This is a genomic window from Lactiplantibacillus sp. C232, from assembly GCF_023806725.1.
GTDB lineage: Bacteria > Bacillota > Bacilli > Lactobacillales > Lactobacillaceae > Lactiplantibacillus > Lactiplantibacillus plantarum.
Genome location: NZ_JAMSKZ010000002.1, coordinates 228,934 through 254,555 on the forward strand (window position 1 = coordinate 228,934; position 25,622 = coordinate 254,555).

At 45.1% G+C, this 25,622-nt stretch carries 17 protein-coding genes; 12 read left to right on the forward strand and 5 right to left on the reverse strand.

The window, feature by feature from the left end:
- Window positions 1–3: 3 nt before the first annotated feature.
- The 8 genes from MZO41_RS03405 (at window position 4) to MZO41_RS03440 (ending at window position 11,193) form a co-directional block, all read left to right on the forward strand.
- Complete coding sequence (locus tag MZO41_RS03405) at window positions 4–1,677, forward strand: alpha-glucosidase (protein WP_003641769.1); 1,674 nt, start codon at window positions 4–6, stop codon at window positions 1,675–1,677.
- A 255-nt stretch (window positions 1,678–1,932) separates the two neighbouring features.
- A complete protein-coding gene (locus tag MZO41_RS03410; protein ID WP_003641770.1) occupies window positions 1,933–3,186 on the forward strand; it encodes an extracellular solute-binding protein in 1,254 nt (417 codons plus the stop codon).
- Between the two features lie 109 nt (window positions 3,187–3,295).
- The gene (locus tag MZO41_RS03415) at window positions 3,296–4,585 is read left to right on the forward strand and encodes an ABC transporter permease subunit (RefSeq protein WP_022638084.1); all 1,290 of its coding nucleotides are present in this window, start codon (window positions 3,296–3,298) and stop codon (window positions 4,583–4,585) included.
- 4 nt (window positions 4,586–4,589) lie between these two features.
- Complete coding sequence (locus tag MZO41_RS03420; RefSeq protein ID WP_003641772.1) at window positions 4,590–5,474, forward strand: sugar ABC transporter permease; 885 nt, start codon at window positions 4,590–4,592, stop codon at window positions 5,472–5,474.
- Between the two features lie 27 nt (window positions 5,475–5,501).
- Window positions 5,502–6,332 carry a DUF1189 domain-containing protein gene (locus tag MZO41_RS03425; RefSeq protein WP_003641773.1) on the forward strand — a complete coding sequence of 277 codons (831 nt, stop codon included), beginning with the start codon at window positions 5,502–5,504 and terminating at the stop codon, window positions 6,330–6,332.
- 33 nt (window positions 6,333–6,365) lie between these two features.
- On the forward strand, window positions 6,366–7,688 hold the full coding sequence (locus MZO41_RS03430) for an alpha-amylase family glycosyl hydrolase (protein ID WP_003641774.1): 1,323 nt from the start codon (window positions 6,366–6,368) through the stop codon (window positions 7,686–7,688).
- Window positions 7,689–7,789: 101 nt separating this feature from the next.
- Window positions 7,790–8,896, forward strand: coding sequence for an ABC transporter ATP-binding protein (locus MZO41_RS03435; protein WP_003641775.1), 1,107 nt, complete (start codon window positions 7,790–7,792; stop codon window positions 8,894–8,896).
- Between the two features lie 26 nt (window positions 8,897–8,922).
- Window positions 8,923–11,193 (forward strand): glycoside hydrolase family 65 protein, encoded by a 2,271-nt coding sequence (locus MZO41_RS03440; RefSeq protein ID WP_003641776.1) that lies wholly within the window; start codon window positions 8,923–8,925, stop codon window positions 11,191–11,193.
- Between the two features lie 213 nt (window positions 11,194–11,406).
- Here the strand turns inward: MZO41_RS03440 and MZO41_RS03445 are convergent, their stop codons facing one another.
- A complete protein-coding gene (locus tag MZO41_RS03445) occupies window positions 11,407–14,253 on the reverse strand; it encodes an endo-beta-N-acetylglucosaminidase (RefSeq protein ID WP_011100911.1) in 2,847 nt (948 codons plus the stop codon).
- 586 nt (window positions 14,254–14,839) lie between these two features.
- On the opposite strand from MZO41_RS03445, the gene MZO41_RS03450 reads away from it, so the two are divergent.
- Entirely contained in the window at window positions 14,840–15,112 is a 273-nt protein-coding gene (locus tag MZO41_RS03450) for a SemiSWEET family transporter (protein ID WP_003641779.1), read from the forward strand.
- Between the two features lie 77 nt (window positions 15,113–15,189).
- On the opposite strand, the gene MZO41_RS03455 is transcribed toward MZO41_RS03450, so the two are convergent.
- Entirely contained in the window at window positions 15,190–16,056 is an 867-nt protein-coding gene (locus MZO41_RS03455; protein ID WP_003641780.1) for a fructokinase, read from the reverse strand.
- Between the two features lie 133 nt (window positions 16,057–16,189).
- The gene (locus MZO41_RS03460) at window positions 16,190–18,145 is read right to left on the reverse strand and encodes a sucrose-specific PTS transporter subunit IIBC (protein ID WP_013355117.1); all 1,956 of its coding nucleotides are present in this window, start codon (window positions 18,143–18,145) and stop codon (window positions 16,190–16,192) included.
- Between the two features lie 255 nt (window positions 18,146–18,400).
- Between MZO41_RS03460 and MZO41_RS03465 the strand changes: the two genes are divergently transcribed.
- Genes MZO41_RS03465 through MZO41_RS03475 form a run of 3 tightly spaced genes read left to right on the forward strand, consistent with a single transcriptional unit; the run spans window position 18,401 to window position 22,564 of the window.
- On the forward strand, window positions 18,401–19,906 hold the full coding sequence (locus tag MZO41_RS03465) for a sucrose-6-phosphate hydrolase (protein ID WP_003643684.1): 1,506 nt from the start codon (window positions 18,401–18,403) through the stop codon (window positions 19,904–19,906).
- The gene (locus MZO41_RS03470) at window positions 19,887–20,867 is read left to right on the forward strand and encodes a LacI family DNA-binding transcriptional regulator (protein WP_003641783.1); all 981 of its coding nucleotides are present in this window, start codon (window positions 19,887–19,889) and stop codon (window positions 20,865–20,867) included. Before MZO41_RS03465 ends, MZO41_RS03470 begins: the two co-directional genes overlap by 20 nt.
- Window positions 20,868–20,887: 20 nt before the next feature.
- A complete protein-coding gene (locus MZO41_RS03475; RefSeq protein ID WP_003641784.1) occupies window positions 20,888–22,564 on the forward strand; it encodes a glycoside hydrolase family 13 protein in 1,677 nt (558 codons plus the stop codon).
- A 156-nt stretch (window positions 22,565–22,720) separates the two neighbouring features.
- On the opposite strand, the gene MZO41_RS03480 is transcribed toward MZO41_RS03475, so the two are convergent.
- Together MZO41_RS03480 and nhaC are read right to left on the reverse strand one after the other, a co-directional pair.
- A complete protein-coding gene (locus MZO41_RS03480) occupies window positions 22,721–23,635 on the reverse strand; it encodes an NADP-dependent oxidoreductase (RefSeq protein WP_003643686.1) in 915 nt (304 codons plus the stop codon).
- A gap of 220 nt (window positions 23,636–23,855) precedes the next feature.
- Window positions 23,856–25,256 carry a Na+/H+ antiporter NhaC gene (gene nhaC / locus MZO41_RS03485; protein ID WP_003643687.1) on the reverse strand — a complete coding sequence of 467 codons (1,401 nt, stop codon included), beginning with the start codon at window positions 25,254–25,256 and terminating at the stop codon, window positions 23,856–23,858.
- Window positions 25,257–25,622 lie beyond the last annotated feature (366 nt).

Below are 25,622 nucleotides of genomic sequence, written 5' to 3' on the forward strand. Positions count from 1 at the left end.
TAGATGAGCAAGCATTGGTATGATCAACAAACGATTTATCAAATATATCCTAAGAGTTTTAACGATAGTAATCACGATGGCATTGGTGATATTCCGGGAATTACCGCGAAGATTCCCTATTTGAAGCAACTTGGGATTACCACGATATGGTTAAACCCAATTTATCAATCACCCCAGGTTGATAATGGCTACGATGTTTCGGATTACTACCAAGTTGATTCGAGCTTAGGGACCATGACGGACGTTGAGACGCTCATTAAAACGGTCCATGAGCACGGCATGTATCTTATCTTTGACTTTGTCTTGAATCATACTTCAGATCAGCATCCATGGTTCAAGCAAGCTCTCGCTGATCCACAGAGTAAGTATCGGGACTACTATTTATGGCAAGATCCCGCAGCCGATGGTGGGCGCCCAAACAACTGGGGCTCATTTTTCGGTGGCAGTGTTTGGGCGAAGGATCCGGCAGGCGGCTCACAGTATTATTTCCACTTGTTTGATAAACGGATGCCGGACCTCAATTGGAAGAATCCGGCAGTGCAACAGGCGATGCGTGATGTTGCTGAGTTTTGGGTTGAAAAGGGGATTGATGGTCTCCGGTTAGATGCGTTTATTCATCTGGCTAAAGCAGATTTTCGCCAAACTTATCCAAATCGGACTGGTGATTCGACACCCATCATTAGCGATATGTTTTATGCCCACTTACCGAAAGTGCATCAGTACTTACACGACTTTGTCGCCGTAATCAAAGCTAAGCACCCGGATACGTACGTCGTCGGTGAAGCGTCATCCGCTGACCCCCATTTGATGGTCGACTATACGACACCAGGTACGGATGAGTGTGATCAAGTGATTACGTTCAGAACTTTTGCGGACGACAATACCCAGGATGATCCGAGCTTCTCCGACACATTTCAGCCCCGACCGATGGATGTGACGGCCTATAAGCAAAATACGGTCGGTATTCAAGCGGCTTTAGCAGACACCAGTCTACCAACACTTTACTGGAATAATCATGATATGGCTCGGGTCGCCACGCGTTACGGTGATCCTGATTATCCGCAAGCAAGTGCCAAGGCGTTAGCGACGGCCCTGTATTTGCAGCGTGGCATTCCCATTATTTATTATGGGGAAGAATTAGGATTAACAAATATCCGTTATCATGATATTGCGGACTTTGAAGACCAGACGGTACCCACCTTTGTTGCGAGCGCTCAAGCCGCTGGTAAGTCTAAGGTGGAAATCATGCGGATGTTGAATCAAACTCATAAAATGGCGGGGCGCGGCCCCATGCAATGGGACAATACGGTTTATCATGGTTTCTCTGACCACTTACCATGGAAACATGGTGATACTGATGACATGAATGCGCAAGCAGAAATCGCTGACCCCGACAGTATTTATCACTATTATCAACAGTTGCTGCAGCTAAAGCAGTGCGCACCCTTTACTAATGGTCAGTTCATTATGCTCGGAAGTGCTGAACAACTCTTTACCTACCTCATTGATGATGGTCAAAAACAAGCAGCGATAGTTTGTAATTTAAGTGCGCAAGCGCAAACGTATCTGTTGCCGTTTGTTGGTGGTAAAGTGTTGCTTGTACAGGGTGGTGCAACATATAGGGGACGCCAAGTGACGTTACCAGCTTGGAGTAGCTTAGTCGTTAAATCGGCATAAGCAATGTGAGTGCATGATTATCCTAAAATTGGTATATATAAATCATGTGATGTATTTTAATTAACTTATCAATCTTTATATAAATTGGTATAAAGGTTGATGGACCAATAAATCCTAACGTTTTTAAGCGTTAGGATTTATTTTTGGTATGATTCTGTTAACGTTAACATTACGAAAACGCTTGCGAAAGCGTTTGCACAGTTGCATAATAAATTATGGTAAATGAATTAAGATACTTCGCAAGGAGGAAGCACTATGAGTACTTGGAAAAAGTTGGGGATGGGTGCCCTAGCCACTGGTTTAGCACTCACGCTCGTAGGTTGTGGTAATAGTAAATCTTCATCTAGTAGTTCAAAGATGGACAAGACGTTAAAGGTTTCAGCGGATCCTTCATATAAGTCATACATGAAATCGGTGATTCCAAAGTTTGAAAAGAAGTACAACGTTAAGGTTAAGGTTTCATACAAGGCCATGCTTGATGAAGACGATGCTTTGAAGCTGGATGGTCCTTCCGGCAAGGGTCCTGATGTTTTAATGGCACCATACGACCGGGTTGGTCAAATGGCGTCACAAGGTCAACTATCAACAGTCAAGTTGACCAGTGGTCGTTACAACGCAACGGGGAAGAAATCTGTTACTTATAAGAATAAGGTTTATGCAGCGCCTGTAACGATCGAATCTGACGTTCTGTACTACAACAAGAAGCTAATCAAGACTGCACCTAAGAACTTCAAGGAACTTGAAAAGTTAGCTTCTGACAAGAAGTATGCTTACGCTAATGATAAGACTAAGTCAGTTGCCTTCTTGACTCAATGGACAAACTTCTACAATGCCTTTGGTGTCATCAAAGGTTATGGTGGTTACGTCTTTGCTGATGGCAATACGAACGCCAAGAAGATGGGCTTGAACAATTCTGGCGCCGTTGAAGGTTTAACTTACATGACGAAGTGGTTTACGAAGTACTGGCCAAGTGGGATGCAAAATGTCACTTCTAACGAAAACTTTGTGACCTCACAATTTACGTCTAATAAGACTGCTGCTGTTATTGATGGCCCTTGGATGGCTGCAACTTACAAGAAGTCTAATATCGATTATGGTGTTGCTGTTTTACCTAAGTTGAATAACGGCAAAGATTATCAAGCGTTTGCCGGTGGTAAAGCTTGGGCAATCTCAAACTACTCTAAGCATAAGACTGCTGCACAAGCTTGGTTAGACTTCATCTCTAACAAGACTAACCAAAACAAGCTTTACAAGTCTGCTAGTGAAATTCCAGCAAACACAGCTGCTCGTAAGGAAGCTGTAAGTACTGGCGATGACATGGCTACGGCCGTTTCAAAGCAATACGACAAGGATGTTCCTTTGATCAACTTACCACAAATGTCAGAAGTTTGGACACCAGCACAAACGATGGTTACCAATGCTGCTAGCGGCAAGATGACACCAAAGCAAGCTGCTAATAAAGCGCAAAAGACGATCTTAACTAATATCTCACAAAAGTATGATAAGTAATTAAAATTGTAATTTAAGGGGGCTGAAACAAAATTCGTTTTGTCTCAGCCTTTTTAAAAGGAAAAATGCACGATATTTAGAATTTATTTAGGAAAGGGGTGCGGGCGACATGCAAGTCAAGGATGTAAAGAAAGCGCAACGCCTGTCAATTATTCCCGGGCTCGGTCAGCTGTATAACGGTCAGACCATAAAAGGTGTTGGCTTCATTATTATTCTATTGGCATTTATTGCTGAGTTCATCTTCGGGGGCTTTAGCGCATTTGCCAATTTAGTCACATTGGGTTCAGTCTCAATGGAAGACAACTCTTTGTTCATGATGATCTATGGGACGTTGCAGATTCTATTGACAATTGTGTTTATCGTATTTTATATTGCAAACCTTTACGATGCGAAACACGTTGCACAGTTAATTAATAATGGTAAAAAGGTCTCCCATACGTTTAAAGAGTTAGGTGCGAGTTTAGTAGATGGTGGCTTTGCTTATTTATTAACCACACCGGCCTATATTTTAATGGTTTTTACGATTGTGTTCCCAGTATTGGTTACACTACTGATGGCTTTTACGAACTATGATTTTGCGCATATTCCACCAGCTATGTTATTGGATTGGATTGGGTTCAAAAACTTCACATCAATGTTCTTCTTGAGTAGTTACCGGGCAACCTTCAACGCTGTTTTTGGTTGGACCGTTATTTGGACCGTATGTGCAACCACGTTACAAATTATTATTGGGATTGCCACCGCAGTAATTGCTAATCAAAACTTCATCAAAGGTAAGCGCTTCTTCGGAGTGATTTTCTTGCTTCCTTGGGCGATTCCAGCGTTTGTATCAATTATGAGTTTTTCAAACATTTTTAATGATTCAGCTGGTGCGATCAATGTGCAGGCCATCGGCTTATGGAATACGTTAGTTCCATTTGCTCACATTGCGCCGATCCACTGGATGACGGATACGTTCTGGACTAAAGTTGCTATTATTATGATTCAAGGTTGGTTAGGATTCCCGTACATTTACGTTATGATTACTGGTATACTGCAAGCGATTCCAGAAGATCTCTACGAAGCCGCAACGCTAGATGGTGCGACAGTAATGCAAAAGTTCAACAAGATTACGTTGCCAACGATTTTTGCTATTGCAGCGCCAATCTTTGTGACGCAGTATACGTTTAACTTCAATAACTTCTCGATGATCTATCTGTTTAACCAAGGTGGCCCTGGTGATGTCGGTGCTAACGCCGGTGGGACGGATATCCTGATCTCATGGATCTACAAGTTAACAACGGGGACGTCACCACAGTATTCATTGGCCGCGGCCGTTACGTTGATTATTTCCGTCTTAGTTATCGGGATCTCATTGATTGTCTTCAAGAAGACCCACGCGTTTGAAATGGGGGACTAGTGTTATGGATAATGCACAAGCAGTGGCACCTAAGAATGCCAATTCAAAGCAAAATAGCGCGCGTCGGCACCGTTTCTGGAAAGAATTCTTTACGTATCTGTATATGGTCATTCTCGGAATTATTATTATTTATCCCGTTTTGATCACATTCATCACGGCGTTTAAGGATGCTAACGTGCAAGCCTTCGTCCTTGATTTTGGTGGTAAGTGGACGTTGGTTAACTTTAAGAACTTATTTACGCAAACCCTGTATGGTAGCTGGTATTTGAATACCATGATTATTTCAGTCTCATGTATGGTCATTCAAGTCATCGTTGTGACGTTAGCCGGCTATGTTTATAGTCGTTACCGTTTTGCTGGTAAAAAGTTCAGTCTAACGTTTTTCATCGTAATTCAAATGGTACCAACCATGGCCGCTTTGACTGCTTACTACGTCTTAGCTAACATGTTGAACGCTTTGGACCATTACTGGTTCTTGACCGCAATTTACATTGGTGGTGGGATCCCACAGAACACTTGGCTGATGAAAGGTTACTTTGACAATGTTCCGTATGATTTGGATGAATCAGCTAAGTTGGATGGTGCTGGTAATTTCAAGATTTTCTGGTCAATTGTCTTACCATTAGTTAAACCAATGATTGCGGTTCAAGCGTTATGGGCCTTCATGTCACCAGTTCAAGATTACCTGATGGCGAAGTTCTTATTGACGTCTGAATCACATTATACGGTTGCCGTAGGGCTCCAGACATTCATTAATAACGCTCAAAATCAACAAGTTGTGCTCTTCTCAGCGGGGGCAATCTTAGTCGCGTTACCAATTGCTGCCTTGTTCTTCTACTTACAGCGGTTCTTCGTTTCAGGATTGCTCGCTGGTGGCAGCAAGGGTTAACTCAAATATTAGTAGGGGTGAAATTAGATGCAGAGTACGAAAAACAAAACAACCGCCTTTCCGGTCCGGTTTTTTGGCAGCCTCTTCTCACCTCGAAGAATGTTTGCCAACCGTGATCAGTTTAATTGGTTACAGATTATTGTTTTATTTATCTTTTTGACCGCGGTAATGGTCATGCCGATTCCGTTTTACTATAATCACCAAACGAATTTTAATCTGTCACCATTTTTACCACACATTGATAAAATGATGGTCAGTGATCAGATGCAAACGGCAATGAAAACTGCGAACTACCGTGATCAGCGGTTCAAGGATGTCAAACATCAAATCATTATTAAAACTAAGGATAATGTTGCAGGCTTCGATCTCACGAACGATGATATGGCAGGACGCAAGAATGTCATTAATTTACATGCTAGTACGTTTCAAGTGAAATCGGTCGGTAGTGAATTTAAAGCCAAGTATGTGCCAGGCCATAACTTAAAGACAAACGCTCATGCGTTTCTGGTTAATTCTTGGTATCAAAGCAATAAAGTGATGATTGGTCTATTTATGCTCATGGCACTTGGATTAATTATTGTGGGGGTCAACCTGATCCTCGTAAATGGGGCGGCGTTCTTCTTATTCTTGTCACGACATAATAAGATCACGCATATTCGGAATTTCCGCGAAGGCGTTAACTTAACGTTGATGATGATGGGGATTGGGAGTCTGTTAGCGATGGTGATTGGCTTAATTCATTTTGATGTCACTATCGAATTGACCGTGCAGTCCCTCAGCTTGGCCTTCGTTGTGTTGTGGGTATATCTGAAAACAAAATTCAAAGATCCGGAAGTTGACCAAACCATGTTGCTTTAGGTCAATTAGTAAGCATAGAAATGAGGAAGATTAATGGCACGCGATACGCAAACGCAATTACGCAATGAGATGATTTACTCAGTCTTTGTTAGAAACTACTCAGAAGCTGGTAATTTTGCTGGCGTAACTGCTGACTTACAACGAATTAAGGATTTAGGAACCGATATTTTGTGGCTACTGCCAATCAATCCGATCGGTGAGGTCAACCGTAAGGGGACACTTGGTTCGCCATATGCAATCAAGGACTACCGTGGGATCAATCCGGAATACGGGACTTTAGCTGACTTTAAAGCACTCACGGATAGGGCGCATGAATTAGGAATGAAAGTGATGTTAGACATTGTCTATAATCACACTTCGCCTGATTCAGTCTTAGCAACCGAACATCCAGAGTGGTTTTATCACGACGCGGATGGTCAGTTGACGAATAAGGTCGGCGACTGGAGTGACGTTAAAGACTTAGACTATGGTCACCATGAGTTGTGGCAGTATCAAATCGACACACTCTTGTATTGGAGCCAGTTTGTGGACGGTTACCGTTGTGATGTTGCGCCATTAGTGCCACTTGATTTCTGGCTTGAAGCGCGGAAACAGGTTAATGCGAAGTACCCGGAAACGTTATGGTTAGCGGAGTCAGCCGGCAGTGGTTTTATTGAGGAACTGCGGTCACAAGGCTACACGGGTCTGTCTGACAGTGAACTTTATCAAGCTTTTGATATGACATACGATTACGACGTCTTCGGTGATTTTAAAGATTACTGGCAAGGACGCAGTACGGTCGAACGGTATGTTGACTTGTTACAACGCCAAGATGCCACTTTCCCTGGTAATTATGTCAAGATGCGCTTCTTGGAAAATCATGATAATGCACGCATGATGAGCTTGATGCACAGCAAAGCTGAAGCCGTTAATAACTTGACCTGGATCTTCATGCAACGTGGTATTCCGTTAATCTATAACGGGCAAGAATTTTTGGCCGAACACCAACCATCATTGTTCGATCGGGACACCATGGTTGCAGATCGTCATGGGGACGTGACACCACTGATTCAAAAGCTAGTGACTATTAAGCAACTACCATTACTGCGTGCTGCGGACTACCAATTGGCAGTCGTAGAAGAAGGTATCGTTAAGATTACTTACCGTGCGGCTGGCGAAGCGTTAACAGCCTGGATTCCGTTAAAAGGTCAGGTCACAGCAGTTGCGACTAAGCTAGCAGCTGGTAGCTATCAAAATCTGTTAACAGATGGTCCTACTGAAGTTGTGGATGGCAAGCTGACAGTTGATGGTCAACCAGTATTAATTAAATATGTCACCAATACGGCGGTGACTAAAGTTGCTGACCAGTCCAATTAGCTGATTAATAGCTTTGAATAATCGATCAAAAAGCAACCGTTTGCGGGCGATTGCACGTGTAATAGTAGTTTAGAAGTGAGAAAACAAGGGAGTGGATTTCGATGGTTGAAATGAATCTCGATCACATTTACAAAAAATATGAGGGTAACGATAAATATTCAGTTACCGATATGAATCTTGATATTAAAGATGGGGAGTTCATCTTCTTCATTGGCCCATCTGGCTGTGGTAAGTCAACGACATTACGGATGATTGCTGGCTTGGAAGACATCACTAAGGGTGACTTCAAGATGAACGGTCAAGTTATGAATGACGTGGAACCAAAAAACCGTGATATCGCGATGGTTTTTCAAACTTATGCACTATACCCGAACATGTCAGTCTTTGACAATATGGCCTTTGGATTGAAGATTCGGAAAACTTACAGTAATACTGAAATCAAAAAGCGAGTGGATAACGCTGCTGAGCAATTGGGCTTAACCGATTATCTACAACGGAAACCAGCCAATTTATCTGGTGGTCAACGGCAACGGGTTGCTTTAGGACGGGCCATCGTCCGGGACGCGGGGACGTTCCTATTGGACGAACCGTTATCTAACTTGGATGCTAAGCTACGGGTCGATATGCGGACTACGATTGCTCAAATGCATCAACGCTTGAAGACCAACATGATCTATGTCACCCATGATCAAATTGAAGCGATGACGATGGCTGATCGGATCGTCATTATGAATGACGGTAAGATCATGCAAGTTGGGACACCGCACGAATTGTATAACGAACCGGTTAATCAATTTGTGGCTGGCTTCATGGGATCACCTTCAATGAACTTCTTCAATGCCACCTTACATGATGGTCGGGTAACTGATGGTGAGGGACTCGACGTAGCTGTCCCGGAAGGTCAATTGAAAGTTTTAAAGGCTCAAGGCTATGACCAGAAAAAGATGATTGTGGGTATCCGACCAGAGGACATTCATGCTGAGCAAATTGCGCTTGAAGCGATGTCAGATTCAATTGTTAAGACGAAGGTCGTCGTTTCTGAATTCTTAGGTGCCGAAAGCATGTTATATTGTACAGCTGGCAAATCTAAATTTACTGCCCAAGTGGATGCACGTGATTATCATAACCCGGGTGAGAATGTGGAAGTTGCTTTTGAAATGTCGAAGGCCCACTTCTTTGATTCTGAAACTAAAGATGTTATTCGGTAATTTCGAACGACGGAGGAGCAACAACAATGAAACGTATTTTTGAAGTAGATCCGTGGCACGTCATTAGTCATGAACTCGTACCGACGGATAAGCGATTGCAGGAAAGCATGACCAGTATTGGTAACGGCTACATGGGTATGCGGGGAATGTTTGAAGAGCACTATTCTAACGATACCCTCAAAGGGATTTATATCGGTGGGGTCTGGTATCCCGATAAAACCCGGGTCGGCTGGTGGAAGAACGGTTATCCCGATTATTTCGGTAAGGTGATCAATTCGGTCAATTTCATCAAAGTCAATATCACGATTGATGGTGATCAAGTTGATTTGGCGAAGGACACAGTCAGTGACTTTACGTTGGATCTTGATATGCATACGGGAATTTTACGGCGTTCATTTATTATTACCAAGGGTGAAAAACGCGTCCAATTCATGATTGATCGGTTCGTCAGCGTTGCACAAAAAGAGTTATTTGATGTGCACTATAGTGTTCACAATTTGGGTGCGGAACCGGTCCAAATTGGATTTATTTCGCAAATTGATGCGGACGTCTTCAATGAAGATGCGAACTATGATGAGCAGTTCTGGCAAGTGCTAGACAAGAGTCATGCGATTACTGGTGGCAGCATGTTTGCAGAAACGAAGCCGAATAACTTCGGAACACCGCGCTTTACGCTCGGCATGCAGATGCTTCATGAAACGGCTTTTCGAGGTATTAACGCCCCAGAAACCGAAAAGGCAGTTACAAATATCTTCCGGGGAACGTTAGCACCGGATGAAACCAAGAATTTTGAAAAACGAGTCCTCGTGGTGACTTCACGGGATTACGCGGATATGGCGGCGATGCGGACTGGCTTAGCCGAATTAAGTGAAACGGTCAGCACACAGTCATATGAGGACTTACGGCAGGCCCATGTTGATGGTTGGGCTAAACGCTGGCAGTTATCTGACGTGTTGATTGACGGTGACGATGCGGCACAACAAGGCATTCGCTTCAACTTATTCCAGTTATTCTCGACCTACTATGGCGAAGATAAGCGCCTGAACCTGGGGCCAAAAGGCTTTACTGGTGAAAAGTATGGTGGTGCGACGTATTGGGATACCGAAGCGTTCGGAGTACCGTTCTACCTTTCATTGGCGAAACCAGAAGTAACGGAGAACTTACTGGAATACCGGTATAATCAGCTTGCTGGAGCTTTCCATAATGCTAAAATGCAGGGCTTGGCTGGTGCCTTGTACCCGATGGTGACCTTCAACGGAATTGAGTGCCATAACGAATGGGAGATTACGTTCGAAGAGATTCATCGAAATGGGTCTATTGCGTATGCCATCTTCAATTACACACGTTATACCGGTGATGAGATCTACTTGAAGACTAAAGGAATCGACGTTTTGACGGGGATTTCACGTTTTTGGGCTGATCGGGTCCACTTCTCAGAACGGAAACAACAGTATATGATTCACGGTGTCACTGGTCCTAATGAGTATGAAAACAACGTGAATAACAATTGGTATACGAACTTTATGGCGCGCTGGACGTTAGAATACACGTTAGCGAGTTTGAAGAAAGTGGATGCCGCTAAGCGTGCAGCACTTCAAATCACGGATGCTGAGCTTGCAAAGTGGCAAGATATTGTTGACCGGATGTACTTCCCGTATGATGAAAAATTAGGAATCTTCGTTCAACAAGATGGCTTCCTTGATAAGGACGTCAAGCCAGTTTCAAGTATTCCTGCTGATCAACGGCCAATCAATCAACACTGGTCATGGGATCATATTCTACGGTCACCGTATATCAAGCAGGCGGATGTCTTGCAAGGAATCTATTACTTCATGGATAAATTCACGGCGGAACAGAAGAAACGTAACTTTGATTTCTATGAACCGTTGACCGTCCATGAATCTAGTCTTTCACCAGCCGTCCATGCCATTCTAGCAGCGGACTTGCATTATGAGGATAAGGCCGTGGAAATGTATGAACGGACAGCCCGTCTTGATCTTGATAATTATAATAATGATACGGTCGACGGCTTGCATATTACGTCGATGACCGGTTCATGGCTCGCAATCGTTCAAGGCTTTGCTGGTATGCGAGTTAAGGATGATACCTTAGCCTTTGCACCGTTTGTGCCTAAAGCGTGGACCCATTATCAATTCCACGTTAACTTCCGCGGTCGCTTGATTAAAGTGGATGTCGATCAACAGGGTACGACCGTTGAACTGGTTAGTGGGGAACCACTGACTATCGAACTTAATGGGCAAGCTATCGAGGTCGCTAGCACCGTAACAACTAAGTAAATATGAACGCTTGATTGTGGTCTGACCGTAACTGGCCACAATCAAGTTTCCAACCTAAGAATGAGCTCAATTCATTCCAACCTAACTTCTAAATCGGTCCGTATCAGCTGATACGGGCCTTTTTAGTGTCTGGACATAAAAGAGTCCCTCACTTGGAAATATCGATTTCCAAGTGAGGGGCTCGGCTGTTCTATTCAAATAGCATCGGTAGGGTTATTTGAGTGTTTGCGTCAATCCTAGCACGTCCATTTCGTAAATCCGAACGGCGGTGTCAGCAACTTGGGTTGGTTTATCGACGACTAACCGGACGTAGCGCGCCGAAGTAGCCGCGAAAGTATTGAGACTAGTGGCTTGCGTGTTATTGTAGGTCCGGGCAACGTCCGTGTAGCGTTTGCCATCAGTGCTGACCTGAATGGTCCAAGCGCGGGTGTTCATATCAGCACCTTCGCCACCAGCTTTGGCATGCGCTAATTTAACCGCACTCACAGTCGTTTGACGGCCTAAATCCAGCGTCAAGGTATGCGGTGCCTTACCGGTTGCACACCATTTAGTATCGAGTTTCCCATCCACCGCCATTTTAGGTGCTTCACTACTATTCGTGTATCCGGAGGCACTGGTCTTGGCGTTCTTGGATAGTAAGGTTAAAGCGCCTTGAGCTTTCGGTGTAATCGTAATGAGCTTTTTCATTGTAACGTGCCGTTGGCCATCCTTATTTTTAGCGGTTAATGTGACGTTATAAGTGCCAGCCTTACGGTAAGTGACCGTGGGGTTTTTGGCGGTGCTGGTCGTCTTTGTGGCACCGTCAAATTCCCATTTATAGCTGGTTGCGTTTTTGGATGAGGCATTTGTAAACTTGATCGTGTTACCGGGAGCTGCCAGGGTGCGGTTAACCGTAAATGCCGCTTTAGGTTTACGATTATCCGGCCATTTTAAGGTAACTTGGTCAGAAGCATCGCCACGTTGGTTCCAAATATCAACTGGAACGACCATCAGATTGGTCTCGTTGTGCTGCCCATTCCGTTTCAACGCGTTTAAATAGAAATTAGTCGTGTTAGTGGCCCCCAGAAATGAGCGAGAACCGTCATTGTTAACCTGATAAATTTCGTAATGATCCAGCTTATTTTTAGTGGTGGCTTGCCAACTCAGGTTGACACCGGCGTACTTGCCTTCTTCGTCGAAGGTCCGATTATCAATGGTGACCTGGTTGACCTTTTTCGGCGCGGCCTGCTGCTTGCCGGTAATTGCGAGGCGACCTAATTGAACGCTGTAGCTAGCATCAGTCTCGGCGGCACTGATTTTGAGGCTAAGGCCTTTGATTGTTTTTTTTGTTAACTGACTAACGTCATAGCTAACGGTCGTCCAGTGCTTGCTGAGTGTCCGGTCACCCGCGATGGTCTTAGTGCGGCCGTCCTTTAAGGTCACCACTAGTTTAGCTGTAGATTTACCAGATGCCTTAGCGGTTAAACTAACCTGGGTATCGGCAGTGACGTCTAGGTCCGTGGTGTAGAGTTTGATTGTGCTAGCGGTGTCCTTACGCATTTTGCCGGCTAACTTGATATCATTGCCACCTTCGTAGGCGTCAGTGTAGTCAAAGCTGGCCTTTAACGCATTACCATTGCCATTATTGATTAACCAGCGGTAAGTCGGATTGACTGCTTGCAGTGAGCGATTGTTCCAATCACGTAGCGAAACATTTTTCCCCTTAATGAAGTAGTTATAGCCATTGCCTAAGCTGAAATTAGTGACAAAGGGCTGTTTCGTAATGGCACTTTGTTCAACCGCGTATGTTGAAACACCCGGCCAATGTGTTGAAGTAGTTGACGGAATGCTACGGGACGGATCATTTTGATCATTGACCCACAGAGCACCTTCTTTGGCTTGAAATTCGTCAACCGTATCGGAAGAAGCGTGTGTCCAGTCCGGTGCGTACAATCCTAGCGACGTGTATGGCACATGTTGTTTATTAGCGAATAGATTCCAACGAACAGGGGTAGCGGTTCCGTCAGCTTGAACATCGATTCCTGCAAAGAGGTTGTAAGGACTAATCCCAAGCTTTTCGGCGCGTTCGTGTGACTTTTTGAGTAATTCTTGACTGGCGAGACGCTTCTTCGTCCACCAGAAGTTAAGAAACATCGAGTCAGCAACTGGTTTCATATTGGCATCGACTAGATAAGATTGGTTTTCTTTGGTCAATGCGTTTTGCCAATCCATTTTACCATCCTTCGTCATCGAGTCATACCACATCAGGTCTAGCTTGGAGCCGGCCTTTTGTTTGTATTCTTTGATTAACTGTTGCATTAGTTGGGCGTGCTTTTTGCTCAGCCCATTACTAGTTGAGCTGGTTGCGGTCTTTCCGGTGGAAGCCGAATCAAAACTTTTAACTTCGGGGTCGGTCTCTTGGTTGATGAACCAGCCGTCAAACCCGTAAGCTTTCGCAACCGCGACTAGTTTATCAGCCATCGGAAAATGTCCGTCAGCATCTTGTTTTAAGAAGTCATTGAGCCACTTTAACTTCCCGCCACTAACCACTTGTGGAAAGAAAACGGTTCCAAGAACGGGCACGCCGTTTTTATGAGCAGAATCGATGACATCTGCGGTCGGTGGCACAATCAAACCTTCGCCTGCCGAACCGCCCCAGTAGACGAGTTGGTCAATATACTGCCAGTTGGAGAAGACATTCGCATCGAACGTATTAATCCCGCGAGGCGCGTTGCCACTAGTTGAACTATTCATAATGGATAACGCGACGACCTTCATCTTTGGGTCCTGGGTCTTGTTAACCGTCGGCAGTTGCCATTTATCGATCCGTTTGGCTAGTGGAACCGAGGCGGTGTTGTACTTGGCTGCTTTATCCTTGCTCAACTGCCATTTCAGCAGTTGTTTTGGAAACCAGTACGGTGCTTCGGGTTGATTATCCATCCCCTTATCAAGGGTGGCCTCAGCCGTTTGACGGTAACTGATCTGCTGATTAGCTGACTGTTTCGAACAAGCTACTAAACCTACAGCAGTCGTTATCAAAGCTAGTGTGCCAACAATGTAGCGATATTGTCCATGTCTCATAGCGATATCCTCCTGTGAACTAAGCAAAATTGACATATCCGCGTTATGTGAGCGCTGATTGCATGAATCGTAATTAAAACGTGGCCTCGACTTAGATTTTTGACCACCGCGCTCTGGCAATTGGCAGAAATGCCTGGAGGTCGGTGTAGGGTGAACTAAGCATATTTACGCTAACCTGAACTCTTTCCAGCGAGCCTAAGCCGACTGCTTTTGACGTTAATTATTTTGCCTACTTTAATCATGACTCATGACAAATTAGCTAGCACAACGCGTGAAATACAAATCTCTATATATTGCTGGTATGTATGATATCGGTTTCGGTGACAGATGAGTATAGCTAAATTAAGGGAATTCTTCCACAAATTAAACTAATTGATAGGGTCAATCAATTTTGATGTAAGGAGAATGCTGGGTTTCAACTTGCGCGCAATGTGTGAATAATTGAGGATTGTTGCGGTGCCGATACAATTTAACGAACGCGAATTTTTGCGTGATGAATGGTATGTAGTATAATAACTAGCTAGGAAGGTGATTATTTATTAAGTATAAAGTTGATAATGGTGAATATCCCAGTGGTAAGGACGCTGTGGATCCCAAGCGAGTTAAATATCTGAAATTGATTAGTAAGTTAGCGACATTTACGTGTATTGCGATGTACGTGTCATATATTCCGCAAATCATTTCGAATTTCTCAGGTGACCCAGTATCGCCGCTACAACCACTCGTGGCAATGATTAATGGGATACTATGGACTGGTTACGGCTGGTTCAAGACTTATAAGGATTGGCCCGTTATTATTTCAAATGTTCCCGGGGTGATTTTTGGATTTATCACTGTTTTAACCGTATATATTCATTAACCGAATGACAAATTGACTGTAAACTAAAAGTCCGCTGATACGTTTAAACGCGTATCGGCGGACTTTTTTGCAAGGTGTTAAGCGTTCTTTAAAGCAGCCTGAGCTAACAATAGGCCACCGGCAATGCCAGAATTGTTACCCAGTCCAGCGGGAACGATATAGTCATCCAGTGGTGGGACTTCTTCGTAGCCATTTAGATAGGCGGCAAACTTTTCACGAATCATGGGAAAGAGCTGCCGTTGATTCATAACACCACCGTTAAGAATAATTTTATCAGGTGCGAAGGCGACGGTGAGGTTGACACATGCCTGTGCGATGTAGTCAGCGATGATTGGCCAGACCGGATCGTCGACGGGAATATCTTTCCCAGCTTTCCCCGTTCGTTTTCCCACTGCTGGCCCAGCAGCTAAACCTTCTAAACAGATGTCATGGTAGGGGCAGTTGGACTTGAAATCGTCCCCAGGTAACCGGTTGAGTCGCATGTGACCAAGTTCAGTATGAGTGCGACCATTAAAAATGTGGTTCTGACTAATGACGCCAGCGCCAACACCGGTACCAATCGTCATGTAGATGCTGTTAGGGACGTCCTTAGCGATTCCAATCATTGATTCGCCATAAGCGGCTTCGTTAACATCAGTGGTCCAGTAGAGTGGGATGTTGAAGCGACTTTTAAGATGGCCTAAAAAATCGAAGTCACCCCAGCCGGGTTTGGGAGTCGTGGTAATGTAACCATATTTCGGATCATCGGGATTAACGCCGATGGGGCCAAATGAACCGATACCAATCGCGTCAACGGGATGAGTCGTAAAATAGTCGTCTACCGCAGTCATGGTTTCAGCGGGGGTTGTCGTGGGGATCGAAATTCGGTCGCTAACTTGCCCGTTTTCAGCGCCCGTGGCACAAACAAATTTTGTACCACCAGCTTCAATTGCACCTAAAAGCATAGTGTGCCTCCTGTAGTTAAAAATGTAGTCTTATTTATTAATAGTATACTCTTAATTAGAAATTTTGTTAACGATTACATTAACTTTGACGTAAATGTTGCGTGCTAGGCCTGATTAAACCTGTCAGATCGTTTTATATCGCTGTAGCAGCAACTGAGCTAGCTGTCGGTTCAGTCAACGCAACGAGCTGTTCACCAGCTTGGACATTTGTGACTTTGAGTCGTTCAACATTAGCGTAGTTGGCCGTATTTGTGACGACTAGCATGACGGTTGGATCATAGTTAGCGGCTTTTAAGGCAGCGACGTCAAACGTTCCGAGTAGATCACCTTGATGAACGGTATCGCCCTTCTGAACGTTAGTAGTGAAGTGTTCACCATTTAAATTGACCGTATCTAATCCTAAGTGAATCAGAATTTCGGCACCAGCAGTTGTTTTGATGCCATAAGCATGATGGCTATCATAAGTGACAGTGATGACCCCGTCAGCTGGTGCGACGACCTGATCAGCGCTTGGCACGATTGCGGCGCCTTTACCCATGATTTCGGCTGAGAAAACTTGGTCGTTAACTTGTTTGAGACTTTCGCTAGTCCCCGTTACTGGTGCACTGATAATCTCATCATTAACATTGATGACGGTACTCGTTGGTGCTGGTGATTTTACTTGATCACGATCGTCACCGAGTGTTCGTTTGGCATAGATAAAAGTTGGAATAAATGCGACGACGAACGAGATGACAGCACTGAGCATGAATGCTGGAATCGACTTTGAAGCAATCGAAATGAACCCGATGACTGATGCGGGACCCATCGCCACGGACAGAACGTGGAATAGTCCTAAGAAAGCTGAAGCAATTCCTGAGGCAATCGCTGCAAAGACAAATGGAAATTTCATCTTGAGGTTGACCCCGAAAATAGCAGGTTCCGTAATTCCGAGTAACGCTGAGACCCCGGCTGAAGAAGTCAGGGCTTTTTGCTTTTGGCTCTTAGTGGCAAAGAAAATAGCTAAAGTGGCGGCACCTTGCCCAATGTTGGCCATCGAGGCGACTGGGAAGATAAAAGAACCTCCCGTTTTGGCGACGTTAGCCAATAACTGGGTTTCAATAGCCGGGAAGGTTTGGTGGAGCCCAGTAATGACAATGGCCGAGTAGAGAAGGCCAAAGATGCCCATGCCAATCCAACCAGTCGTGTTATATAAGCCTACTAAACCGTTAGTTAATGTGTCGCTCACCGTTCGTAAGACAGGACCGACGATTGTGAAAGTTAGAAAGCCAGTGATGACAATTGCAAACATTGGCGTGAACGTAAAGTCAAATGCACCCTTGATATGTTTGTGGAAGAACTTCTCCAAAGTAGCCAAAATATAAGCAACGGCCAAAACAGGGAGCACTTGGCCTTGATAGCCTGCTTGTGCAACGTGTAAACCAAAGACGTTCCAGTAAACCATCTTGCCAGCAGCCATGGTCGTTGCAACGCTATAGCCGTTAACTAGTGATGGTAAGACCATGATCATGCCCATCGTAGCACCCAGATAGGGGTTGCCACCGAAGCGCTTCGTTGCTGAAAATCCTAAGAGGATTGGCAAGAAAGTAAACGGCGCACTAGCCATCGCGTTAATCATTTCGGCGATACCTTTGAGGCCAGGGTAAACTTCAACAACTGACTTCGCCATAAAAAGATGCTCGGCAGTCAAAACGTTGTTTAGTGCCATTAATAGACCCCCAGCAACTAGTGCAGGGACGATTGGAATAAAAATATCAGATAAGACTTTGAGGAAGTCCATTAATGGATTTTTCTTTTGACCCGCAGCGGCAACTGCCTTGATGTCATCGGGGGTCGCTTCTTTAAGACCTGTTTTGGCGATTAAGGCGTCATAGACTTTATCGACATCGCCAGGGCCAATAATGATTTGGTATTGGCCGTTAGTTTCGAAGGTCCCCTTAACGTCCGCGTCGTCATCTAAGGCTTGTTGATCAATCTTGGATTCATCCTTGATGACCAAACGAAGGCGTGTCGCACAGTGGGCGGCGGCTTGAATGTTGTTTTTACCAATTGCATTAAGTACGCGGTCGGCAACTTCTTGATGATTCATAATAATTCACTCCCTGAGTCTAAAATTATTTTTAATTTAATAATGCAAGCGCTTTACAGACCCAATAATAACAAGTTTGGAAAATATGTCAAGCGTTTGATACAAAATTGAATTGCTTGATAATCTTGTTAAAAAGCCGAATTTGAAACGCTGACATGAAAATATAATATAAAAATGTCAAACGATTGACATATCAGTGTAAGCGGTTTTATAATAGTGACAATTAAGTCGAACGTTAAAAAGGAGCTCATCGTCATGATATGGAATCGTAAAACCCGTTATACCCCTTATGAACAGTGGCCAGCAACTAAGCTACCACAGCTCGTTGCCCAGGCACGCCAGTCTAAGTGGCGGATGCAACATCATATTCAGCCTACATCAGGTTTGTTAAATGACCCCAATGGCTTTTCATACTTTGATGGTCAGTGGCACCTGTTCTACCAAGTCTTTCCGTTCGGTCCGGTACACGGACTGAAGTCATGGCAACACGTGACCTCTAAGAACTTGGTGGATTGGCATGATGAGGGCTTAGCGATTCGACCAGATACGCCGTACGACTCACACGGCGCGTACACGGGTACAGCACTACCAATTGATGATCAGTTATTTATTATGTATACGGGTAATGTCCGTACTGCCGACTGGCAACGTGAATCGTATCAATTAGGTGCCTGGATGGACACGGATAATCACATTAAAAAGCTGTCCCGGCCACTAATTGCGCATGCTCCGGCTGGGTATACGAGTTCGTTTCGTGATCCGGACTTGATCCGGACTGACCACGGCTACTACGCGCTAATCGGTGCGCAGACGACTACTGAGATCGGTGCTATCTTGGTTTATTTCTCAAAGGATCTGACCACCTGGACGTGTCAAGGCGAGTTGAACGTTCCCGCAAATGCGCGGGGTTATATGATTGAGTGTCCAAATCTGGTCTGGATCGATCAACAGCCCGTCTTATTGTTCTGTCCCCAAGGGTTATCACAAACAACGACCCCGTATCAGAATATTTATCCGAACATGTACCTAGTTGCCGATCAATTGGATCTGGCTCAGGCACAATTCACTGAACCCCACGCCCTGACGCAATTGGATGACGGCTTTGACGTGTATGCCACGCAGGCAATCAATGCGCCGGATGGCCGCGCGTTAGCCGTCAGCTGGATTGGGTTACCTGAAATTTCCTATCCAACTGATCGTGAAAATTGGGCCCATTGTTTGAGCTTAGTTAAGGAACTAACGCTTAAAGATGGGCACCTCTATCAAAATCCAGTGGCAGCGGTGGATGATTTGCGGACGACGGCGCATGACCTAGTCTTTGAGCAACAACGGGCGACGGTGGCCGCTTTGAATGGCAGCTTTGAACTCTTACTGACGGTTCCCGCTGATAAAACGGTCACGGTTAACATTGCTGATCAGCAGGAAAGTGGCCAGCTGCAGGTGACTGTTGATGCCAACCATGGTCAGGTTATGATTGATCGGCGGCATACGGGGAATTCGTTTGCTGAAGATTATGGTCAGACTCGTCAAGTTGAGTTAACGGCCCATAAGACGATAAAAATCCGGCTAATCATAGATGTGTCAGTCTTTGAATGCTATATTGATAATGGCTATTCCGTGATGACCGGCCGTTTCTTCTTAAACGCTACCCCGAGTCGCCTTAACGTTCAAGGTGACACTACGGCAGTTACCGGTAAAGTCTGGGAATGGCGCCAATCAGAGCATACTGGAGTCGATAACAATGAAACCAAAATTAAATGATGTTGCGAAGCTAGCGGGGGTCTCAGCGACAACCGTTTCTCGGGTTATTAATAACCATGGCTACCTGAGTAGTCAGACTAAAGAAAAAGTTTTCGCGGCGATGCGAGAACTGCATTATCAGCCGAATAATATGGCACGCTCACTGCAAGGAAAGAATACGCGCTTAATTGGCGTCATCTTTTCAGATATTAGTAATCCGTTCTTTGGTGAACTGGTGTCCCGGATTGAAAAAATCTTATTTGCTAAAAATTATAAGGTGATTTTATGTAATAGTGCGGATGATCCGCAAAAAGAACGCGACTACCTACAAATGTTGATGGCTAATCAGGTCGATGGGATTATTGCTGGTGCCCACAATTTAGGTATTGAAGAATATCAACAATACGGTCTTCCGATTATTTCATTTGACCGGTACTTATCCGACAATATTCCCATCGTTAGTTCGGATAATTACCAGGGGGGCTGGCTAGCAACCCAGACATTGCATCAGGCGGGGGCGACTAACGTGGCTATTTTTACTGGTAAGTCACACGCTGGTTCGCCAACGAATGGTCGCCGTGAAGGATATGAAGCCTACTTGACTGCCCAACAGCTAACACCCCATGTCCATGAATTACCGTTTGAATTGACCCCCGCGCTGAAGATGATGGAAATTAAGACGATTATGACACAACATCAGTATGATGGTATTTTTTGTAGTGATGATTTGACCGCTTTACTAGTGCTCAACGTCGCGCGACAACTGTCATTAACGGTTCCTGAGCAATTACGCGTTGTTGGTTATGATGGCACGGCGCTCATACGTGATTATCATTCTGAATTAACAACAGTAGAACAACCGTTAGCGGATATTAGCACGTTACTGGTTTCTCTACTATTGCAGCGGATTGAGGATGCGAATTGTACACTGGAATCAAAATATACGTTACCAGTTAAGCTCATCAAGGGCCTTACCGCGTAACTAAGGAGTTAATCGTAATTATGGCAGCAACAATCAAGTGGTGGCAACAAGCCGTTGTCTATCAGGTCTATCCACGGAGTTTTCAAGATACCAATCATGATGGTATTGGTGACTTAAAGGGGATCACGGCCCACCTAGACTACTTAAAGCAATTAGGAATCGACGTCATTTGGCTCAATCCCATTTATCGTTCACCCAACGATGATAATGGTTATGATATTAGTGATTATCAACAAATTGCGGCCGACTTTGGCACTATGGCTGATTTTGATGAATTATTGCAAGCCGCCCATGACCGGGGCTTAAAGATCATCATGGACTTGGTTGTTAACCATACCTCTGATGAGCATCCATGGTTCAAACGCAGTCGCCAGGACCGCACCAATCAATATCGTGATTTCTACTTTTGGCGCTCAGGTAACGGCAAAAAGGCGCCCAATAATTGGGATGCGGCTTTTGGTGGTTCAGCATGGCAATATGATGAGCAGACCCAGCAGTATTATTTACACACGTTTTCAACAAAACAACCTGATTTAAACTGGGAGAATCCGACCTTACGAGAGTCAGTTTATACGATGATGACCTGGTGGCTGAACAAGGGTGTTGACGGTTTTCGAATGGACGTCATTAACCAAATCTCTAAGTTACCCGGGTTACCAGATGGTCCACTGAAACCGCACAGTCAGTTTGGCGATGCTCGAGTAACGAACGGACCGCGAGTTCATGAATTCTTGCAAGAAATGAACCAAGAAGTGTTGTCACAGTTTGATATCATGACGGTTGGTGAGACCCACGGGGTGACACCAGCGGATGCGCTGAAGTATGCGGGCGCTGATCGGCACGAATTAGATATGGTCTTTGAATTTCAACATCTGCGACTTGATAATAGTCAGCATGGTCTTGGTAAGTGGAGTACGCGTAAGACACCGTTAGTGGCGCTAAAGAAAGTCATTAGTGACTGGCAAGTCGGACTTGAAGGGCGGGCTTGGAACAGCCTGTTTTGGAACAATCATGATACGCCACGAGCGGTCTCACGTTTTGGTGATGACCGACCAGCATATCGGGTACGTTCGGCTAAAATGCTCGCAACGTGTTTACACATCTTGCAGGGAACCCCGTATATTTATCAAGGTGAAGAACTGGGGATGACTGACGCTCATTTTACTGAATTAACCAGTTACCGGGATATTGAATCGCTCAATGCCTATCGTGATTTAGTGACTGAGCGCCAACTACTATCACCGGCAGATATGATGGCCCGATTAGCGGCGCGTTCTCGGGACAACTCGCGAACGCCGATGCAATGGGACACGGAGGTTAACGCGGGTTTTAGTGACGCGGCGCCATGGCTCACGGTCAATCCCAACTATCGTCAAATCAATGCTGCCGCAGCTTTGGCTGATCCGGATTCAGTGTGGTACTATTACCAGCACTTGATTCAATTACGACATCAATACCCCTTAGTGACGTTAGGTTCGTTTGAGCTCTTGTGGGCTGATGATCCGCAGGTATTCTTATATGCACGGCAATGGGAAGGGCGAACCTGGCTAGTTTGTTGCAATTTCACAGCCGAGACACTGTCCCGACCACTGGATCAATATCTGACGCCCACGGCCAAATGCTTGATTAGTAATTATGGCGAGCAGCAGCCAAATAAATTACGGCCTTATGAGGCTTGGGTCTACCAACTCGCATAGGTATCCAGGACTTGGCTAATTGAGGCGGTCTTTGAAATATACCCAATCGTTACGATTAGTGTGAATTGGGTTGCTTAAAATTCTGCGATGGTCTTAATAAGCGACCACCTGACTAAAAAACTGCTTTCAAAAGGATAACTTTTGAAAGCAGTTTTTTTAGCGCGCGACGACCACTTGACCCACGTGAGGCTCATCTAGTCGTTGGTGACCTTGAATGAAGCCCGTGAGGTTAAACGGTAGTTGTTCATTGATCGTCGTGGTCAATTGACCAGTATCTAGCAACTTGAATAGCAATTGTAAGGCGGCCTGATCAGAAATCACTTCGGTCGGTTGGATTGCTTGGAAACGAATTGATTTACTGGTGGCTGGCAAGTGACGGGCAAACGAAGCGATGGTCGCATCAAATTTGGCCATTGCTAAGTCATCTTTGCCACCAACGCCATCGATAGCGACATTGATTACGACGTCACCGCGGTCGGCTAACACGTGAACTGGATTTTGATGCTGATAGTCGACGAATTGGTCGACTCCCAGTGTCGCAATCAAGTTAGCATAACGGTCACTAGCAATCGCGATAACGTGGGCACCTAATCGTTTGGCTAACTGAATAATTAACAAGCCGACTGGGCTGCCAGCGCCTTTGACAATCACCGTTTGGTCGGCTTGGATGTCCGCAAAGTAGCGCACCGTTTTGTAAGCGACAATCCCTGGAGTGACTAAGCTGACGGCGGTGACCGGATCAAGATTAGTTGGCATGGTCACCGCTAGATCGCTATCTAAACAAACCTGGTCCGCGTAAGTATGGTTCGTGCGGGCAGCCACCACTGTCCCAACGTCCAAGTCAGTGACAGCGGCGCCAACTTGAATGATTTTCCCAATGACATCATGCCCAGGAATATGCGGTAGTGCGACGCTTTGGATAGTACCTAGCCGTTCTAAGCGGTCTTCCTCGGTTAGGTTAACGGCTAAAGTTTTGATTAATAATTGATTATCTGTTGGAATCAGCTGTGATTGTGGTAGTTCTTCAAATACGGTAGGTCCCCCAAATTTTTGATACCCGTATGCAAGCATTGTAATCCCCCTCCTCATATCTAAGTTCGTTAGTTGACGTGGTGCCGGGATGTGACTTATTAGTAAATAAATCATGCAGTATCAATTGACGAATTGTTAGATTGATCCAAAACATGCTCTTGTCTAATTGTAGCCAGCAGTGGGGGCGAATCACAAGCAGTAACAATTATATTCCGGGATTGGTTCGGTCACCGATTAAATTAAACAACCTAGTTTTAAATTAACCGGCTTCGTTGGCTGGCTGATGCTTCAGGCCCCAGCCAGTGAAACCACTGATAATTGAGAATACCGGTGATAGTAAGCTGAAGAAACAAAATGGCAGGTAAGCTAAGGTTGATACCCCGAGCGTGTTAGCGGCAAAGGCCCCGGCAACGCCCCACGGAATCAGGTAATTGATGACAGTTCCACCGTCTTCAAGGACTCGACTGAGGGCTAAGTTAGCCAATCCTCGCTGATTGAAGGTCGTTTTGAACGCTTTACCAGGCAAGATAACGGAAAGGTACTGTTCACCTACAAAGATGTTGACACCGATTCCCGCTAAAATCGCAGCCGTAACAGTTGCCCCGGCACCTTTCAATCGCTTAGTTAGCGGCACCATTGCTGTCTGAATGAGGTTGAATTTCATTAGTAAACCGCCTAACGACAGGGTTAATAGGATTAAGGAGACCGTGCTCATCATGGCACTGATACCGCCACGTGAGAGTAAGGCGTCCACCCCGGCGTTGCCAGTTTTGGCTACAAAGCCGGTTTCGATCATCGTGGCGATCTTAGTTAAGGCAATATGAGGTTGCTCGATAAAAATCATGACGATGGCAAGACCGATATTCATCAACAAGGTTGCAATGGCTGGAATTTTAAGTAGGGCACAGGCAAACATGACGACGAGTGGCAAGGCCGCCCACCAGCTGATGGTAAAGTTATTGTTGAGGACGGTCAACGTCGTTTGAATCTTGCCCAAATGGCTTTGTGTTGCGGCTCCGGCACCTAAAACGGCGTAGAGTACTAGTGATACGACAAAAGCAGGAATCGTAGACCACATCAGATTACGAATGTGGTCGAATAAATCTGCTTCGGCAATGGCTGCGGCCAGGTTGGTCGAATCTGACAACGGTGAAGTCTTATCTCCAAAAATGGCTCCTGAGATGATAGCTCCGGCAATCAAAGCTGGGTTGATGCCCATCGTTGTCCCGATTCCAAAGAGGGCAATCCCAATCGTTGAGATAATCGTGAAGGCACTCCCGATGGAAGTTCCAATAATTGCACAAACGAGAAAAACGGATGGAACGAACCACTGCGCAGAGATCAGATGAAACCCAAAGACCATCATTGAAGGAATGATGCCAGCTGCAATCCAAACGCTGATGAGTGCCCCGATGAGTAGAAAAATAAAAATTGGGATAATCCCAGTTTTAATACCATCGATGATGCCACCGTGAATGTCATCCCAGTGGGCACCGCGAATTCGGGCCCATAAAATGATGAGGGCGATAACGAGAATAACGGGGGTCTGTGGTGACAGGCCGAACTTAATAACGCCAAGTCCCATAATTGCAAGCATAATGAGTAAAACGAGTAGGGCTTCTGGTAACTGAACTGAACGCCATTTCTTTGAATTAGGCATAATAATTAACTCCTTTGAGGTCGTTAAACCAGCAGTGAATAGCCCGACACGGACTGCTTCAACAGCGGTTGTACGCCGATAATAGTGGGTGAATATAAAAAATCGTCCCTGTTGCATAATAATGCAACAGGGACGATTGATTAGACCGTGGTACCACCCAGCTTGAGCCACAATATGACTCCACTCACTAGCAGTTAACGGCTCTAGTTGTTATCCGCCGGGCGTACCCGGACCTCTCCTACCGTATTTCATCGAGATTAACCTGATCGGTTCGCAGCACCCACCGACTTCCTGACGCACAGTTAATTCGCTACTTGAAAGTAAGATTATCGTTCGTTATTTGAATATAAGCGATAATAGCATGGC